The sequence below is a fragment of the Acidisoma sp. genome (genome assembly GCF_965199065.1).
Lineage (GTDB): Bacteria > Pseudomonadota > Alphaproteobacteria > Acetobacterales > Acetobacteraceae > Acidisoma.
In genome coordinates, this window is the sequence record NZ_CBDAQN010000003.1 from 1,297,966 (window position 1) to 1,315,020 (window position 17,055).

The window sequence follows — 17,055 nt, forward strand, 5'->3', positions numbered from 1 at the left end:
AATTCGTGATCGGGAACTCGCACCTTAGTTCCTTTTGGTGATGGCGATTATGGCGCAAATATGTCCATATTCAGTCGCTATCACGACGAGAAGGGAGCGAGATTATGTTCCAGAAGTCATCAACCGAGACCCTGACACCGGGCCAGCCGAAGGCGTCCTTCTGGGGTTTCCGGCGGCGGACGTCGGCTTCGACAGACGCGGCGCCCGCTCCCGCTGACGATACCAGTTTCACGGCCGACGCCATCTCCGCCGGGTTCGAGGCTTTCGGCCGTTGCGGCCTGCAGCTTGGCGGCCTTCACCGGGACCAGCAGTGGGTTGGCGCCTGGGGTGGCCGCTGCTGATGAGGCTTGATGCTGCCGCTTGACGGAGCGGCTGGCCATCGGCTTCTGAACGCGCTGAACCCGAGGGCGGCGCGTTGAACGATCTTCCTCCAGACAATCCGCGGCAGAGCCCTGTGCGGGACGACCTCGATCCAGGCGACTGGGAGGCGTTCCGCACCCTTGGGCATCGGATGCTCGACGACATGGTCGACCATCTGCGCGATCTGCGGTCAGGCCCTGTCTGGCGCCCTTTGCCGGACGCGACGCGCGCGATCCTGCGCGGGCCTCTGGCCGCCGAGGGCGCCGACCCTGCCACGGTCTACGGCCGGTTCCGCGAGACCGTCCTGCCTTATTCGACAGGCAATGCTCATCCGCGCTTCATGGGCTGGGTGCATGGTGGCGGCACGCCGCTCGGCATGCTGGCGGAGATGCTGGCAGCCGGTCTCAACGCCAATCTCGGTGGCCGAGACCATGCCCCGATCGAGGTCGAGCGGCAGGTCATCCGCTGGGCCGCCGAGGCTTTCGGCCTCCCCTCGACCGCTGGCGGGTTGCTTGTCACCGGCAGCTCGATGGCTAATTTCATCGCCGTCCTGATGGCGCGCACCGCGGCTCTCGGCGCCGGTGTGCGGACAGATGGCCTCGGCCCGGCGCGGCTCGCGGCCTACGCATCGACCGGTGTGCATCGCTGCGTGCCGGATGCGCTGGACATGGCCGGGATCGGCAGCGCCGCCCTCCGCCGCATCACGGTCGACGCCGATTACCGCATGGACCTGCAGGTGCTGAGCCAAGCCATCGCCGCGGACCGCGCCGCCGGCATCACGCCCTTCCTCGTCGTCGGCACCGCGGGTTCGGTCGATGTCGGCGCCTTCGACGATCTCACGGCCATCGCCGACATCGCGGCGCGCGAGGACATCTGGTTCCACGTCGATGGCGCCTTCGGCGCGCTCGCCGCCCTCTCGCCCCTGCTGCGCCCGAAGGTGGCCGGCATGGAGCGCGCCCGCTCCATCGCCTTCGATTTCCACAAATGGGCGCAGGTTCCCTACGATGCCGGCTGCATCCTGGTACGAGATCAGGCGGACCAGATGGCGACCTTCGCCGGCTCGGCCGCCTACCTCACCCCCGGCACCAGGGGCCTGGCCGCCAACGCGCCCTGGCCGTGCGATCTCGGCCCGGATCTCTCCCGAGGCTTCCGCGCGTTGAAAGTCTGGTTCACCGTTCAATGCGTCGGGGCGACGGCGCTGGGCGCGGTCGCGGAACGCAGCTGCGCCCTCGCCCGCTACCTCGCGGGCCTGATCGAGGCCGAGCCCGAGCTGGAACTGCTGGCGCCCGTGCCGCTCAACATCGTCTGCTTCCGCTACCGAAACGCGCCCGAGACCGTCGATGCCCTCAACCTCGCCATCGTCGCCGACATCCAGGAGGCGGGACTCGCCGCACCCTCGACCACGACCATCGGCGGTGCCCTCGCCATCCGCGCCGCATTCGTCAACCACCGCAGCCGCGAGGAGGATGCGGAGGCTCTGATTGCGGCAGTTCTGGCGGCGGGACGCACTGCCGTGCCAAAACCGCTATAGTGGCCGAGCGGCGTCGAGCGAGAGGAAGACCTCCATGCGTGAACACCCCCTGATCAACCAGTTGCGCGCGGCGCGCGTGGTGCCTGTCGTGCGGATGAAGAGCGCCGCCCATGCCGCGACCGCCATCAGCTGGCTCTATGACGCGGGCCTCCGCATCTTCGAAATCACCATGACCATTCCGGACGCGCCGGCGCTGATCCGGGATCTGTCGTCGGATCCCGCGCTGCTGGTCGGCGCCGGCACCGTGCCCGATGTGGAAACCGCGGAGACCTGCCTCCGCGCCGGCGCGCGTTTCCTGGTCTCGCCCTGGGTCGATCCCGACCTCGTGGCCCCCTGCAAGCGGGCCGGCGCGGTGCTCATGTCGGGCGCGACCACCCCCACCGAGGTGCGGGCCGCCCATCGTGCCGGGGCTCAGGTGGTGAAGGTGTTTCCGGCGAGTTCGGCCGGCGGCCCAGCCCATATCAAGGCACTCCGCAGCGTCTTCCCCGACGTGGTCTTCTGCCCGACGGGCGGCGTCGATCCCGGCAACCTCGCGGCCTATCTGGCGGCGGGCGCGTCCTTCGTCGGCATGGGCGGCAGGCTCGTGGACGAGTCTCTGGTGGCCGCGAACGAGCAGGCGGCGGTGATGGATGTCGCCCGCCAGATCCTGGCCGCCTGACGGCTCCGGAGAGCGCGGGGATGGCCGCCGACCTGCTCTGCATCGGAGAGCCGATGCTGGAATTCAACGAGCAGGCCCCGCTGCCGGACGGGCGCGTGCTCTACCAACAGGGTTTTGGCGGAGACACCTCTAACGTCGCCGTGGCCGCTGCCCGTCAGGGTGCGAAGTCCGGCTACGTTTCCGCGATCGGGCAGGACCCGGCGGGCGAGGCGCTGCTCGCCATGTGGGCGGCCGAGGGCGTCGACACGACGCATGTGCTGCGTTCGGACAAGCACCCGACCGGCGTCTACTTCGTGACGCACGAGGCGGACGGGCACCGGTTCAACTATCACCGGCGCGGCTCGGCGGCCTCCGCGCTGACGCCCGCGGATATCCCCGAGGCGGCGATTGCCGGCGCGCGGCTGCTGTTTGCGAGCGGCATCAGCCAGGCGATTTCCGACACCGCGACGGATGCCGTTTTCCATGCCTTCGCCGTTGCCCGCGCCGCCGGGGTCGCCACCGCCTACGACACGAACTACCGGCCTGCCCTATGGTCTCCGCGGCGGGCGGCGGCGATCATCCATGCGGCGATCGGCGAGGCCGATATCGCGATGCCGGGGATGGACGATGCGCGGGCGCTGACGGGGCTGACGGACCCCGACGCGGTGCTGGATTTCTACCTCGCCCTGGGTCCTGGGCTGGTTCTGCTCAAGATGGGCAGCGAGGGCGTCTATTTCGGCACGCCCGAGGGGCGGAAGAAAATCCCGCCCTACCCGGCGATGCCGGTGGATGCGACCGGCGCCGGCGACACCTTCTGCGGCGCGGTCATCGCGCGCCTGCTGGCGGGCGACGCACCGGAGGATGCCGCTCATTACGCAGCGGCGGCGGCGGCGATCTCGACGACGGGCTATGGCGCGATCGCGCCGATCCCCCGTGCGCCCGAGGTCTGGGCCGCGCTGGCCATGCGCAACCGATGAACTTGGCGCCCACACATCATGCGGTAGACATCGGTGGGGTGGGAACCCGCCTGCCCATCGTGCCGCTCGACGATGACATCGCAATCGCGCTGCTCATGGTGATCGACATGGGCGTGGGCTTCGGCGAGCGCGTGGGCGCGGCCTTGGCCGAGGAGGCGCGGCCTCTGTCGCCCGACATCGTGGTGGGTGCAGCGACCTTGGGGATCCCGGTGGCGATCGAGGTGTCGCGCGCACTCGGGCTCGACGACTACGTCGTGTTGCAGAAATCGCCGAAGATCCATCTGACGGACGCCTTGCGCGAGAGCGTGACCTCGGTAACCTCGCGCGGCGCACAGACGCTGATGCTGGATCGCCGGGCGGTGCCGCTGCTGGCGGGACGCCGTGTGTTCGTCGTCGATGATGTGGTATCGACCGGTTCGAGTCTCGCCGCGATGCTGCGGCTGGTGCGCCGCGCCGGGGCGCAGGTGGTGGGCGTCGGCGTGATCCTCACCGAAGGGCACGATTGGAAGCCGGTGCTTGGTCCCGATGCGGGCCTGGTTCGAGCGCTTGGGCACATTCCGGTGTTCCGGATCGAGAACGGCCGCGCAGTGGCGATTGCGGGGACTTTATGACCTGGCGCATTAGCGTGCTGTTCGAGCAGATGGTGAGCTGATCGTATGAACCGAAAACTCGACCCCGGCGTCATCGAGGTGCAGCGCGGCAGCGATTACCCGCCGCCCTTCAATGCCCCGTGCCGCGACATCGAGCGGAAGCGCCTCGGAGACGCCGCGGATCTGAGCCAGTTCGGCGTCAACCTCCTCCGACTCCCGCCGGGAACCTGGTCCAGTCAGCGACACTGGCAGATCGCCAGCGACGAGTTCCTCTACGTCGTCAGCGGAGAGGTCGTTTTGGTAACGGATGCCGGCGAGGAGACGCTGCGCGCGGGCGACGCCGCGGGCTTCAAGGCAGGCGTGCCCGACGGGCATCACCTACAGAACCGGAGCACGTCGGAAGCGCTGGTCCTGGAGGTGGGAACGCGACTTCCTGGAGACGGTTGCTACTACTCCGACATCGACATGATGATCATCGACGACAGCCCGGATGGCCATACAAGGCGGGACGGGACGCCCTACGCCAACAGCGAGTAGAGTGCGCGACACGAACCTGAGGCTGGCATCGCGGTTATTCTACTCCGGCAGCAGCTTGCCCGGGTTGAGGATCCCGCGCGGATCGAGCGCCGTCTTCAACGACCGCATCACCGCCAGAGCCCCCGCGCCGTGCTCCGCCTCCATGAACCCACGCTTGCCTGCGCCGACGCCGTGCTCGCCGCTGCACGACCCGCCCAGTGCCAGCCCCCGCGCCACGATCGCGCGATCCAGCGCCCAGGCGCGCGCCATGCCGTCGGGCTCCGGCGGCACCAGAATGACCGTATGGAAATTGCCGTCGCCGACATGCCCCACCATCGGCGCCAGCAGGCCCGACGCGGCGATGTCTTCCTTCACCCCCAACACAGCCTCCGCCAGACGGGAGATCGGCACGATCGTGTCGGTGATGAGCGCGCCATAGGTCGGTCGCATGGCCCGGCATGCCCAGTAGGCGTCATGCCGCGCCTTCCATAGACGCCCGCGCTCCTCCGGGTCGGTCGCCCAGGCAAAGCCCTGCGCGCCATTGTCGCGCGCCACCGCCTCCACCAGGGAGGCCTGCTCCGCGACGCCCGCCGGCGTGCCGTGGAACTCGAAGAACAACGTCGGCAGCGGCGCCAGATGCGGCAGCTTTGAGTAGGCGACGCAAGCCTCGACCTGCACCTCGTCGAGCAATTCGATCCGCGCCATCGGCACGCCCGCCTGCAAAACCTCGATGACCGTCTGCACGGCGCTCGCCATGTCGGCGAACTGGCAGGTGGCGGCGGAGATCGCCTCCGGGATGCCATGCAGACGCAACTGGATTTCGGTGATGATGCCGAGCGTGCCCTCAGAGCCGATGAACAGCCTTGTCAGGTCATAGCCGGTGGAGGACTTCCGCACGCGCCCGCCCGTCTGGATGATCTGACCATCGGCCAGAACCACGGTCAGCCCGAGCACATTGTCGCGGATGGTGCCGTAGCGCACCGCGTTGGTCCCCGAGGCTCGGGTGGCAGCCATGCCGCCGATGGACGCGTCCGCGCCCGGATCGATCGGCATGAACAGACCCTCGTCGCGGAGGTAGGCGTTGAGCACGCTCCGCGTCACCCCGGCCTCGATGCGGCAGTCCATGTCGGCGGCGTTGACCTCGATGATCCGCACCATGCGGGACAGATCAATCGTGAGGCCGCCGGCGATGGCGTTGACATGCCCCTCCAGCGAGGTGCCGGTACCGAAGGCGATCACCGGCAGCCGCCGCTCATGGCAAAGGGCCACCAGCCGCGACACCTCTTCCGTGGTCTCCGGAAAGGCCACGGCATCGGGCAGGCCGGGCGGCGAGGAGCCCTCGCCGTGGCTGTGCTGCTCCCGCACGCTGCCATTCGCGGTGATGCGGGAACCCATGAAGGATGCGGCCTCGCGCAGGAGGCTCTCGACGGTGTCTTGCATGACGGCGAGTGTCGCGCAGACGGGCGTCGCTGCCCAGCGCCGATGGCGCAGGTTCGAGTTGCCGAGGACAGCGAGGAGGCCGATGATCGCCACACCGGTCCAAGGAGAAAACGAATGAGCCAAGATCTGAAGTTCTATATCGACGGCGCCTGGGTCGACCCGCTGGTGCCGCACGCCATCGACGTGATCGACCCCTCGACCGAGGAGGTTTTCACCCGGATTTCCGGTGGCACGGCGGCCGATGTGGACCGCGCGGTGCGCGCCGCCCGGGCCGCCTTCGACAGCTTCTCCCGCACCTCGGTCGCCGAGCGCGTGGAACTGCTGGAGGCCGTCGTTGCCGAATACGACAAGCGCTACAAGGACATTGCCGCCGCCGTCAGCCAGGAGATGGGTGCGCCGTTGAGCTTCGCTCGCAGCGCCCAGGCCTGGATCGGCCTCGCCCATCTCAAGGAGATGGTCAGAGTGCTGAAATCCTACCGCTTCGCGTGGATGGAGGGCACGACGCAAATCGTGAAGGAGCCCATCGGCGTCGTCGGGATGATCACGCCCTGGAACTGGCCGCTCAACCAGATCACCAACAAGGTCGGTCCGGCGCTGGCCGCCGGCTGCACCATGGTCCTCAAGCCCTCAGAGATCGCGCCCGTCAGCGGGCTCATCTTCGCCGAGGTCATGCATGCCGCGGGCGTGCCGAAGGGCGTCTTCAACCTCGTCAACGGCGAGGGGGCGACGGTCGGCGCGGCGCTGTCGGCGCATCCCGAGGTGGACATGATGTCCTTCACCGGCTCGACCCGCGCCGGCATCCTGGTCGCCAAGGCGGCGGCCGACACGGTCAAGCGCGTGCATCAGGAACTCGGCGGCAAGTCTCCGAACATCCTGCTGCCGGATGCGGATTTCGCGAAGGCGGTGCCGGCGGGCATCTCGCACGTCTTCAGCAACAGCGGCCAGAGCTGCAACGCGCCGACCCGCATGCTGGTGCCCCGCACGCGCCATGCCGAGGCGGTGGAACTGGCCCGCACGGCGGCGGGCGGCTTCATCGTGGGCGACCCGCGCAGCGAGAACTCGAACCTCGGCCCGGTCGTGAGCAAGCTGCAGTTCGACAAGATCCAGAACCTCATTCAGTCGGGCATCGATGAGGGCGCCGATCTGGTGACCGGCGGCCCAGGCCTGCCGGAGGGCCTGTCGCGCGGCTACTACGTGCGCCCGACGGTCTTCGCGAACGTGACGCCGGAAATGCGTATCGCGAAGGAGGAGATCTTCGGGCCCGTCGTCGCGATCATGCCCTACGAGACCGAGCAAGACGCCATCGCCGAGGCGAACAACACGGTCTACGGGCTCGCCGCCTACATCCAGTCGGGTGATCGCGCGAAGGCGCAGCAGGTGGCGGCGCAGATGCGGGCGGGCACGGTCTACATCAATACGCCGCCGACCGACCTCGCGGCGCCATTCGGCGGCTACAAGCAGTCGGGCAACGGACGCGAGTGGTCCGTCTGGGGCCTCGACGAGTTCCTCGAGATCAAGGGCATCGTCGGCTACGCGGCGGCCTAGGGGCGCCGAGCGTGGAGCCCGTCAACCTCGGGACGGCCTTCGCCCGCTTCGCCGAGCACTGGCGCCCCAAAATCGTGGCCGAGCTGAACGGCCAGGAGGTCAAGCTGGTCAAGGTCCAGGGGGTTTTCCCCTGGCACCATCACGACGTTGAGGACGAGCTTTTCCTTGTCTGGCGCGGACGGTTCCGGATCGAGTTCCGGGACCGGATCGTGGAGCTTGGCCCTGGCGAGTTCCTCGTCGTTCCGCGTGGGGTGGAGCATCGAACGGCAGCCGACGAAGAGGCCGAGATCATCCTCTTCGAGCCGGCGGCAGTGCGGAACACCGGCAACGTGGTCGACGAGCGATTTACGTCACCGACAGGGATCAAGCTGGAGCGGAGCGAGAACTGAGCTAGCGCTCAGCTCTTCCCGTCGAAGAACTCCTTGACCCGCGCGAAGAAGCCTTCGGCCTCCGGGCTGCCCTTGGAGTGCTTGGTCGCCTCTTCCTCGAACTCCTCCATCAACTCGCGCTGACGGCGTGTGAGTGATTGCGGCGTCTCGACCGCAACCTGGATGTACATGTCGCCTCTCGCCGCACTACGCAGCACCGAGAAGCCCTTGGCGCGCAGACGGAACTGCTCGCCGCTCTGCGTCCCCGCGGGGATTTTCACCTTGGCGCGCGAACCATCGATGACCGGCACCTCGATCTCCCCGCCCAGCGCCGCTTGCGAGATGCGGAGCGGAACCCGGCAGAGTATGTTCGCGCCTTCGCGCTGGAAGATCGCGTGCGGGCGGACCGTAATGTGGACGTAGAGATCGCCGTTGCTGCCGCCGGCGCCGGCGGCCTCTCCCTCGCCCGACAGGCGGATCCGTGTGCCGTCCTCGACGCCCGCCGGGATCTGAACCTGCAGGCTGCGCTCGCGAGCGACCGTCGCGGCGCCGTGGCAGACCCGGCAGGGGTTGCGAATGACGCGGCCGGTGCCGCCGCAGGTCGGGCAGCTCCGCTCGACGAGGAAGAAGCCTTGCTGCGCCCGTACTTTCCCCATGCCGCCGCAGGTCGTGCAGGTGTCGCTCTGGCGCTCCTTGCCCTCCGAGCCGGTGCCCTCGCACGCCTCGCAGTTTACGCGGGTCTGAGCCTTGATCTGGACCTTGGAGCCAAAGAAGGCCTCGCCGAGATCGATCTCGATATTGGCGCGGATGTCGCCGCCGACGCGCGCCGCCCGGCCACCCTGGCCCGGCCCGCCTCGCCGGCCCATGAAGTCACCGAACATCTGGTCGAAGATGTCGCCGAGCCCGCCGGCCTGCGAGAAGTCGAAGCCCCCCGCGCCAGGACCACCGCCCCCGCCTTCGAAGGCCGCGTGGCCGAAGCGGTCATAGGCGGCACGCTTCTGGTCGTCCTTGAGGACCTCATACGCCTCGTTGACCTCCTTGAAGCGCGCCTCGGCCTGCTTGTCCCCCGGATTACGGTCCGGATGGAACTGCATAGCGAGCTTCCGGTATGCCTTCTTGAGGTCGTCGGCGCTGGCGTCGCGCGCACAGCTCAAAGTCGCGTAATAGTCGTTCTTCGCCATGGAATGCCCTTAGCCCCTCATTCGGCGCCAGCAGCACCCTCACCTTGCAAAGGCGCCGCTTTTCACAGACGGACGCCATGCAAGTAAGACGCCTGCCTTCCAATGAAGCGCAGGCGTCCCGTCGTGCCGGCCCTTAGCCTAAATCATCAGGATCAGGCCGACTTCTTCTTGTCGTCGATTTCCTCGAACTCGGCATCGACCACGTGCTCGCCACCGGGACCGGTGCTTGCACCACCGGTCGGCGCCTCGCCGGCAGGAGCGGCGCCGGCCGCTGCCTGCGCCTTGTACATCGCCTCGCCGATCCGCATGGCGACCGTGCTCAGACGCTCGGTTGCACTGGTCAAGGTCGCGAGATCCTTGCCCTCCATGGCGGAGCGCGCAGCGGCGATCGCCGCTTCGGCCTCGCCTTTGTCCTGCGCGGAGATCTTGTCGCCGCCCTCGGAGATGGTCTTCTCCGTCTGGTGGATCATGCTCTCGGCCTGGTTGCGGGCCTCGACAAACGCCCGGCGCTCCTTGTCGACCGCCGCATTCGCCTCGGCCTCCTGCACCATCCGCTTGATGTCGGCATCGGACAGACCGCCCGAAGCCTGGATGCGGATCTGCTGCTCCTTGTTCGTCGCCTTGTCCTTGGCCGAAACCGACACGATGCCGTTGGCGTCGATGTCGAACGTGACCTCGACCTGAGGCACGCCACGCGGCGCCGCCGGAATGCCGACAAGATCGAAGTTGCCGAGCATCTTGTTGTCGGCCGCCATCTCGCGCTCGCCCTGGTAGACCTTGATGGTCACCGCGGTCTGGTTGTCGTCGGCGGTCGAGAAGACCTGGCTCTTCTTGGTCGGGATCGTCGTGTTGCGATCGATCAGGCGCGTGAACACGCCGCCCAGCGTCTCGATGCCGAGCGAAAGGGGCGTCACGTCCAGCAGCAGCACGTCCTTCACATCGCCACGCAGCACCGCGCCCTGAACCGCGGCGCCGATCGCCACAACTTCGTCGGGGTTGACGTTGCGCGCGGGCTCCTTGCCGAAGAACTGCTTCACGATCTCGATGACCTTCGGCATCCGGGTCATGCCGCCGACCAGGATCACTTCGTCCACTTCACCGGCGGTGACGCCGGCATCCTTCATGGCCGCCCGGCACGGCGCCAGCGTCCGCTCGATCAGGTCGTCGACGAGGTTCTCGAGCTTCGCGCGCGAAAGCTTCAGCACGAGATGCTTGGGGCCCGAAGCGTCGGCGGTGATGAACGGAAGGTTGATCTCCGTCTCCTTCGCGGAGGAGAGTTCGATCTTGGCCTTCTCAGCAGCTTCCTTCAGCCGCTGCAGGGCGAGTTTGTCCTTCCGCAGGTCGATGCCGTTATCCTTGCGGAACTCTTCCGCGAGGTAATCGATGACGCGGATGTCGAAGTCCTCGCCGCCGAGGAAGGTGTCGCCGTTGGTGCTCTTCACCTCGAACACGCCGTCGCCGATCTCGAGCACGGAGACGTCGAAGGTGCCGCCGCCAAGGTCATACACGACGATGGTGCCCGCGGACTTCTTGTCGAGGCCATAGGCGAGCGCCGCCGCCGTAGGCTCGTTGATGATCCGGAGCACGTCGAGCCCTGCGATGCGGCCCGCATCCTTGGTCGCCTGACGCTGCGCATCATTGAAGTATGCGGGCACCGTGATGACCGCCTGCGTCACCGGCTCGCCGAGATAGGCCTCGGCGGTTTCCTTCATCTTGGTCAGCACGAAGGCCGAAACCTGGCTCGGCGCGTACTTCTCGCCGCGCGCCTCGACCCAGGCATCGCCATTGTCGCCACGGACGATGCCGTAGGGAACCAGCCCCTTATCCTTGGCCACCAGGGGATCGTCGTAGCGGCGGCCGATAAGCCGCTTCACGGCGTAGAGGGTGTTCGATGGGTTGGTGACGGCCTGCCGCTTTGCAGCCTGTCCGACAAGACGCTCTCCGCCCTCCGTAATCGCCACCATGCTTGGCGTTGTCCGAGCACCTTCGCTGTTGTCGATCACGTGGACATCCTTGCCCTCCATGACCGCAACGCAGGAATTGGTGGTGCCGAGGTCGATTCCGATGACCTTGCTCATTCGCAGTCTCCTGTTAAGCGGGAGTTGCCGACCCGAAGCACCGGCGCTCCCCTTGGGAACAACTTATATCTAGATAGCTTTGGACCCTGTCCAAGACAAGCGTTTCATGCCCATTTTTTGGGCAAGCCTGCCGTTCGGAAGGTTCCTGACAAGGCGCCGCCGAGTTAGTGACCGGTGCCCGGCGGGGCCTTGGCGACCACGACCATCGCCGGACGAAGAAGCCGTCCGTTGAGGGTCCAGCCATTTGTCCAAGCCTGGAGGATCGTTCCGGGCGGATGTTCGGCGCTGTCCTGTTCCGCCATCGCCTGATGCAGGTTGGGGTCGAAGAGCTTCCCGGTCGGGTCCTCGGTGGAAACGCCGTTGCGTTCGAGCGTCGCGACAAAGCTGCGACCGATCCCCTCGAAACCTTCGCGCAGCTTGCCGATGATCTCGGCCTCGCCTTCGGCGGGAGCCGGAAGGCTGTCGAGCCCACGCTTCAGGTTCTCGGCCACCTCGACCACGTCCCGGGCAAACTTCTGCACGGCATAAAGCCGCGCATCCTCGACTTCACGCTTCGTGCGGCTGCGGAGGTTCGCCATTTCGGCCTCGGACCGCATCCAGCGCTCGCGCATCTCGTCGCGCTCGGCCTCGAGCTGAGCCAGCCGCTCGACAAAGGCGGCCTCGGAGCCAGGCTCCGCCGCGGCCTCGGATACATCGGGCTGGCCTGGATGGGGATCGAGGGGGTGGGGCATGGTGTTTTCAGTCTCGCTCATGGCCCCAGAATTAGGTTTGTGGAGAGCCGCGCGCAAGTCGCGGACACACGAAATTGCGAGGTGCCAGATACGCATAAGCGGACGAAGGTCGACCGGCCTGTCGCCGGCTGGCGTCATCGCGGCAGCCAGACGCAGAACCGCGAGCCTTGTCCCTCCTCGCTCGTGATGACCAGCTGGCCACGGTGGCGGTTGACGATGTGCTTCACGATCGCGAGGCCGAGCCCGGTGCCGCCGATGGCGCGCGAGCGGCCCTTGTCGACGCGATAGAAGCGCTCGGTCAGGCGCGGGATGTGCGCGCGCGAGATGCCGGCTCCGTCATCGCCCACGGTGAGAACGACGCCCGGGCGGCTGGGCCAGGGCGCGCCCGCAGCCTCGGTGACGGCCACCGTGATGCAACCGCGCTCGCGGCCATACTTCAGCGCGTTGTCGAGAAGGTTCGTGAGAACCTGGGCCATCTGATCGGCATCGCCCGGGATGAGCGGCAGCTCCGAAATGGTGAGATCAAGCCGCACCTGGCGGTCGGCGATCCGCTGCTCGAGGCCTGCAAGCGTCCGCGGCACGAGCTGGGAGAAATCGATCCGCCCCTGCGGCGGCTGGTGTTCCGTCATCTCGATGCGGGACAGGCTGAGGAGGTCATCGATGAGGCGGTTCATCCGCGACGCCTCGCGCGCCATGATCTCGAGGAACCGCTCACGCGCCGGCCCGTCGTCGCGGGCAGGACCCTGCAGCGTCTCGACGAAGCCGATCAGGCTCGCGAGCGGGGTGCGCAACTCATGGCTGGCATTGGCCACGAAGTCGGCGCGCATCCGTTCGACCGCGCGCTCCCGCGTGTGATCGACCAGCAGCACAGAGGCCTGGCGACCGTGGAAAAGCCCGGCATCCATGGGCGTCACGGTCGCGTGGATCTCGCGCGGGACGGGTGCCGCGAAAAACAGGTCGGCGGCCTGAGCCTCGCCTGTCGACAAGGCCTTGTCGATCGCGCCGCGCAACAGCGGGTGGCGCAGCACAGCGGCGGAATCCTCCCCCAGACTATGCCGGGCGGCTTCGTTCGCACGCTGCACGGTGCCGTCAGCGCTGACCAGGATGAGCGGCTCGGGCAGGCGCTCGGTGATGGCCTCCTCCATCCTCAGCAGGCCAGAGAGACGGGCCTGCTCGACGCGCCCTCGTTCGGCGGTCTGGGCCAGGCTGCCCGCGACACGGTCGATCTCCGGCAGCAGCGGCGGCAGGGTCGGCAACCCGGCGACGAAGCGCTGCAGCCGTTCGAGGTCCTGCCGCCAGATCAGCGCGAGCCCAAGCCCGGCCAGGATCTCGACCGTCAGCAGGCAAAGCACGGCGTCGGCGCGGGCCGCACCGACCGCCACGAGCACCAACGCGCCGACGACCGGCACGGTCAGGACAAGCAGCAGCCATCGCCCGATGCCGGGACCATGAATTGGATCCCCAGGGCCGCCGCTTTGCTGGCTGGCTGGAGAGGCGCTCAGCTTGCCCTCAGCTTCCCGGCGACGAAAGCGAGGCCGGCGCGGGCTGGACGATCTGCGCGCCACCGGCGCCGACCTGGAACACAGCCAGTCCGCGGCGTACGTTCCCGTCCGGATCGAGCACCAGAACACCATCGGCGCCGGCGAACCCTGATGGGTTTGTGAGGGCTGCCTGATTGATCACGCCGGTTCCGGTCGCGACTCTGGCGATCGCCCCGGCGTCGTAGGCGATCGCCGCGAGGGGTGAAGGCGGCGCCCCGTAGGCGCTGCTGTAGCTCGCCACGAAGCCCGCGGCGGCGGCGGGATCGGGTGCCGCATAGAGCGCGCCGTTGAAGCCGGCGGCGCTGACCGCGCCCGGATCGGCGGCCCACAGGCCCGGCCCAAGCACGAGAACGGGGCCTGGGTTCACGTCGTAATACGGCATCAGGCTGGCCAGTTCCCCAAGGCCGCTGCCCGTCTCACCCACGAAGAGCGCGGTGAAGGGCGGCGGCGGAATCGGCGTGCGCTCCAGACGGGCCGCTTCCTGCCGTCCGCCTACTGTGTGCGAGCCGCGCAGTTGCTTGATCTGGGCGTCGATCGGACCGCGCCGGCCGGCGTAATCGGAAAGCGATCGCAACGCATTGTTCATCGACGAGAAGCTGCCAGCGGCATAGGTCTGGACCGTCGCCGAGGCCGCGTCGGTCTGCAACGCGCGGCCAATGGCGTCGCCGAGCGGCGTCTGGGGCAGCAGCGCGGCGATCGTCCCGTGGCCCTGCGTACTGGCCGCCTGCACCAGAGCCTGCACCTGTGCCGCGGGCGTGATACCGAGCGTCCACAGCCCCGGACGTGCCTCGCTGGAATCCGAGGTCAGGGACAGCACCTCGACATGAGCAGGCATGGTGACCGGTGCGACGGCCGCTGCCTCGGTGTCGGTCAGCGGACCGATGATGATTCCGGCGCCATCCGCCACCGCCTGCTTCGCCGCCGCCGCCGCGCCGGGCGCCGTGCTGCCGGTGTCGATCACGTCGAGCGAGGTGGCGCCCGCGCCCAACCCGAGCTTGACCGCATTGACGATCGAGGGAGCCGCCGCCGCATAGGCCCCGGTCAGGGGCGCGAGCAATGCGACACGGTTGCCGGCAGGCGGCGGCACGGAGGGCGCACCCGGCGCGCCCAAGACTTGCGGCCCGCCGCTGCCCGACGGCAGAGTGCCTGGGACACCGACAGGTTCGGCGCAACTCGCAAGGCCGAGAAGAGCGGCGAGGAGAGCAGATGCCCGAGCAAGATGCACGTAGTGACCCCCCATCTGACCGTGATCCGTCTGAATCCGATCCGTCTGAACTCGATCAGCCGGGTAATCCGTCCCCGGCCGGCGATACCTGGCCGCGTCTCGGCGGTGAGCCAGCCTGTCTTGTGCTGGTTTCCACGCCGATCGGCAACCTGGGCGACATGACAGCGCGCGCCGTCACCGTGCTGAAGTTGGCGGACATCGTTCTTTGTGAAGATAGCCGGGTCACCGCGCGGCTGCTTTCCGCTCTCGGGATAAAGGCGCGGCTGGAGCCTTTCCACGACCACAACGAGGACCAACGCATCCCCCGGCTGCTGGAGGGGGCCAAATCCGGGCAGAAGCTGGCTTTGGTCAGCGACGCGGGCACGCCGCTCATGTCCGACCCCGGCTACCGCCTGGTGCGCGCCGTCGTGGCCGCGGGGCTCGTCGTCACCGCCATTCCCGGCCCCAATGCCGCCGTGACCGCGCTGGCCCTCTCCGGCCTGCCGCCCCACCCATACCTGTTCCTGGGTTTCCCGCCGGCACGCGGCGCGGCGCGGCGGACCGCCTTCGCGTCACTTCGCGCAGCGGAAGCCGCAGGGCTATCGGCGTCGATGGTGTGGTACGAGTCGCCGCATCGGATCGCGGAGATGCTTGGCGATTTGCTGACGGTGTTCGGCGACCGTCCGGCCGCCCTCGCCCGGGAACTTACGAAGCACTTCGAGGAGGTGCGGCGGGGTTCGCTCTCAACGCTGATCGCAGGCACCGCCGCCGATCCGCCCCGCGGCGAAATCACCGTGGTGCTGGGGCCGCCGGACGCCGCACAGCCTCAGGTCGGCGAGGACCATGCCGAGAGCCTCGACGCCCGGCTACGGGTCGAACTGGAGCGCAGCCGGTTGCGCGAGGCAGTCGCGATCGTGGCCGCCGAGACCGGACTGCCGCGCCGGCAGGTTTATGCCCGCGCGCTCATCCTGACCGGCGAAGCAAAGAACCAAGACTGACCGTCGGTCAGTTGCTCATTTCGATCACGGCACGCACCTTCGGATAGATCTCGCGCGCCCACTGGCTGCCGCTGAAGACGCCGTAATGGCCGACGCCCGTCTGCAGATGGTGGTTCTTCATCGTCGTGGGCAGGCCCGTGCAGAGATCGAGCGCCGACATCGTCTGGCCGATGCCGCAGATGTCGTCCCGCTCGCCCTCGACCGTCAGGATCGTCGTGCGCGTGATGGCACCGGGGTCGACGCGCTCTCCACGATGGGTCAGGCGGCCGAGCGGGAGATCGTGATCCTGGAAGATGCGCTTCACCGTCTCGAGAAAGAACTCCGCCGGCAAATCCATCACCGCCAGATACTCGTCGTAGAAGCGGCGATGAAGATCGGCCCGGGCAACATCGCCGGCGACGATGTTGCGGCGCTGGGCAACCTCAGCCCGGAGGTGACGCTCGAAATTCATCGCGATGAAGGCGCTCAGCTGCATGAATCCGGGATAGACACGGCGATTGGCGCCCTTGAAGCGCCAGGGCACGACGCCGATCAGGTTGTTTTCGAACCAGTCGATCGGGCGTTGCTGCGCCAGAAGGTTCACCTTGGTCGCCGCGATGCGCGTGTCGATTGGGCCCGCCATCAGCGTCATGCTGCGCGGCGTCGCGATGTTGCCCTCGCGGGCCATGACGGAAACAGCCGCCAAGACCGGGACCGCTGGCTGGCATACGGCGAGAACATGGCTTCCGGGCCCGATGGCTTCCAGCTGGTGGATGACATGATCGGTATAGTCGTCGAAACCGAAAACTCCGGCCTCGAGCGGAACATCACGCGCGTTCTTCCAATCGGTCAGGAAGACATCGTGGTCGGCAAGCAGCGTCTGCACGGTGTTCCGGAGCAACGTCGAGAAGTGGCCCGACATCGGCGCCACCACCAGAAGCCGCGGCTGCCGAACACCGGTTTCCTTGCGGAAGTGGACCAAAGAGCAGAAGGGTGTGTCGAGCACGACCTCCTCCACGATCTCCACCGGCTTGTTGCCCACCACCACCGGCTTGATGGCGAAAGCGGGCCGCTCATGCGTGACGGCGGTGCGCCAGATCATCTCCATGGCAGCCGACGCTTCGCGCAACAGCCTGTTCTGCGGCGCATTCGGCTGTAGCTGGCCGAGGACGTTGTCGAAGAAATGCGCCATGCGGCGGGCCGGGGCCATCATCTCCGCCTGGGCCTGGTAGAGCTGGTAGAGCATGGGCGTGCCGAGCGACGCCATCACGTCCGAGAACGGGAGACCCGCCACAGGGCGCGCCATCTCGTAGAACAAGGACTGGCGGTTTTTTTCGTCTGGACTGGGCCATCCATTACGCTCAAGCCCAAGGCTCTGA

The 17,055-nt window shown here is 67.6% G+C and carries 16 protein-coding genes; 9 read left to right on the top strand and 7 right to left on the bottom strand.

Annotated features, from left to right (window positions below; genetic code table 11):
- Positions 1 to 104: 104 nt before the first annotated feature.
- The 6 genes from ACOEQ1_RS14175 (at position 105) to ACOEQ1_RS14200 (ending at position 4,632) form a co-directional block, all read left to right on the top strand.
- A complete protein-coding gene (locus ACOEQ1_RS14175; protein WP_419759887.1) occupies positions 105 to 341 on the top strand; it encodes a hypothetical protein in 237 nt (78 codons plus the stop codon).
- A gap of 170 nt (positions 342 to 511) precedes the next feature.
- On the top strand, positions 512 to 1,891 hold the full coding sequence (locus tag ACOEQ1_RS14180) for a pyridoxal phosphate-dependent decarboxylase family protein (protein WP_419760701.1): 1,380 nt from the start codon (positions 512 to 514) through the stop codon (positions 1,889 to 1,891).
- Between the two features lie 34 nt (positions 1,892 to 1,925).
- The gene (locus ACOEQ1_RS14185; protein ID WP_419759888.1) at positions 1,926 to 2,549 is read left to right on the top strand and encodes a bifunctional 4-hydroxy-2-oxoglutarate aldolase/2-dehydro-3-deoxy-phosphogluconate aldolase; all 624 of its coding nucleotides are present in this window, start codon (positions 1,926 to 1,928) and stop codon (positions 2,547 to 2,549) included.
- Positions 2,550 to 2,569: 20 nt separating this feature from the next.
- The gene (locus ACOEQ1_RS14190; RefSeq protein WP_419759889.1) at positions 2,570 to 3,505 is read left to right on the top strand and encodes a sugar kinase; all 936 of its coding nucleotides are present in this window, start codon (positions 2,570 to 2,572) and stop codon (positions 3,503 to 3,505) included.
- On the top strand, positions 3,502 to 4,116 hold the full coding sequence (locus ACOEQ1_RS14195; protein ID WP_419759890.1) for a phosphoribosyltransferase family protein: 615 nt from the start codon (positions 3,502 to 3,504) through the stop codon (positions 4,114 to 4,116). Before ACOEQ1_RS14190 ends, ACOEQ1_RS14195 begins: the two co-directional genes overlap by 4 nt.
- Before the next feature lie 45 nt (positions 4,117 to 4,161).
- Complete coding sequence (locus ACOEQ1_RS14200) at positions 4,162 to 4,632, top strand: cupin domain-containing protein (protein WP_419759891.1); 471 nt, start codon at positions 4,162 to 4,164, stop codon at positions 4,630 to 4,632.
- A gap of 39 nt (positions 4,633 to 4,671) precedes the next feature.
- Here ACOEQ1_RS14200 and ACOEQ1_RS14205 read toward each other — a convergent pair whose 3' ends face one another.
- The gene (locus tag ACOEQ1_RS14205) at positions 4,672 to 6,006 is read right to left on the bottom strand and encodes an FAD-binding oxidoreductase (protein WP_419760702.1); all 1,335 of its coding nucleotides are present in this window, start codon (positions 6,004 to 6,006) and stop codon (positions 4,672 to 4,674) included.
- A gap of 159 nt (positions 6,007 to 6,165) precedes the next feature.
- On the opposite strand from ACOEQ1_RS14205, the gene ACOEQ1_RS14210 reads away from it, so the two are divergent.
- Together ACOEQ1_RS14210 and ACOEQ1_RS14215 are read left to right on the top strand one after the other, a co-directional pair.
- Complete coding sequence (locus tag ACOEQ1_RS14210; RefSeq protein WP_419759892.1) at positions 6,166 to 7,596, top strand: aldehyde dehydrogenase family protein; 1,431 nt, start codon at positions 6,166 to 6,168, stop codon at positions 7,594 to 7,596.
- A gap of 11 nt (positions 7,597 to 7,607) precedes the next feature.
- Positions 7,608 to 7,985 carry a cupin domain-containing protein gene (locus ACOEQ1_RS14215; protein WP_419759893.1) on the top strand — a complete coding sequence of 126 codons (378 nt, stop codon included), beginning with the start codon at positions 7,608 to 7,610 and terminating at the stop codon, positions 7,983 to 7,985.
- A gap of 8 nt (positions 7,986 to 7,993) precedes the next feature.
- On the opposite strand, the gene dnaJ is transcribed toward ACOEQ1_RS14215, so the two are convergent.
- The 5 genes from dnaJ to ACOEQ1_RS14240 all read right to left on the bottom strand — a co-directional run bounded on the left by dnaJ (position 7,994) and on the right by ACOEQ1_RS14240 (position 14,735).
- Positions 7,994 to 9,145, bottom strand: a complete 1,152-nt coding sequence (dnaJ, locus tag ACOEQ1_RS14220; RefSeq protein WP_419759894.1) for a molecular chaperone DnaJ — start codon at positions 9,143 to 9,145, stop codon at positions 7,994 to 7,996.
- 152 nt (positions 9,146 to 9,297) lie between these two features.
- Positions 9,298 to 11,223: a molecular chaperone DnaK gene (gene dnaK, locus ACOEQ1_RS14225; RefSeq protein WP_419759895.1), complete on the bottom strand. Its 1,926-nt coding sequence runs from the start codon at positions 11,221 to 11,223 to the stop codon at positions 9,298 to 9,300.
- 164 nt (positions 11,224 to 11,387) lie between these two features.
- Positions 11,388 to 11,975 carry a nucleotide exchange factor GrpE gene (locus tag ACOEQ1_RS14230; RefSeq protein ID WP_419759896.1) on the bottom strand — a complete coding sequence of 196 codons (588 nt, stop codon included), beginning with the start codon at positions 11,973 to 11,975 and terminating at the stop codon, positions 11,388 to 11,390.
- 113 nt (positions 11,976 to 12,088) lie between these two features.
- Complete coding sequence (locus tag ACOEQ1_RS14235; RefSeq protein WP_419759897.1) at positions 12,089 to 13,519, bottom strand: sensor histidine kinase; 1,431 nt, start codon at positions 13,517 to 13,519, stop codon at positions 12,089 to 12,091.
- A complete protein-coding gene (locus tag ACOEQ1_RS14240; protein WP_419759898.1) occupies positions 13,464 to 14,735 on the bottom strand; it encodes a penicillin-binding protein activator in 1,272 nt (423 codons plus the stop codon). Before ACOEQ1_RS14240 ends, ACOEQ1_RS14235 begins: the two co-directional genes overlap by 56 nt.
- Between ACOEQ1_RS14240 and rsmI the strand changes: the two genes are divergently transcribed.
- On the top strand, positions 14,702 to 15,697 hold the full coding sequence (rsmI, locus tag ACOEQ1_RS14245; RefSeq protein WP_419759899.1) for a 16S rRNA (cytidine(1402)-2'-O)-methyltransferase: 996 nt from the start codon (positions 14,702 to 14,704) through the stop codon (positions 15,695 to 15,697). The genes ACOEQ1_RS14240 and rsmI overlap by 34 nt on opposite strands.
- A gap of 7 nt (positions 15,698 to 15,704) precedes the next feature.
- On the opposite strand, the gene ACOEQ1_RS14250 is transcribed toward rsmI, so the two are convergent.
- The gene (locus tag ACOEQ1_RS14250) at positions 15,705 to 16,970 is read right to left on the bottom strand and encodes a polyhydroxyalkanoate depolymerase (protein ID WP_419759900.1); all 1,266 of its coding nucleotides are present in this window, start codon (positions 16,968 to 16,970) and stop codon (positions 15,705 to 15,707) included.
- Positions 16,971 to 17,055: the final 85 nt, after the last annotated feature.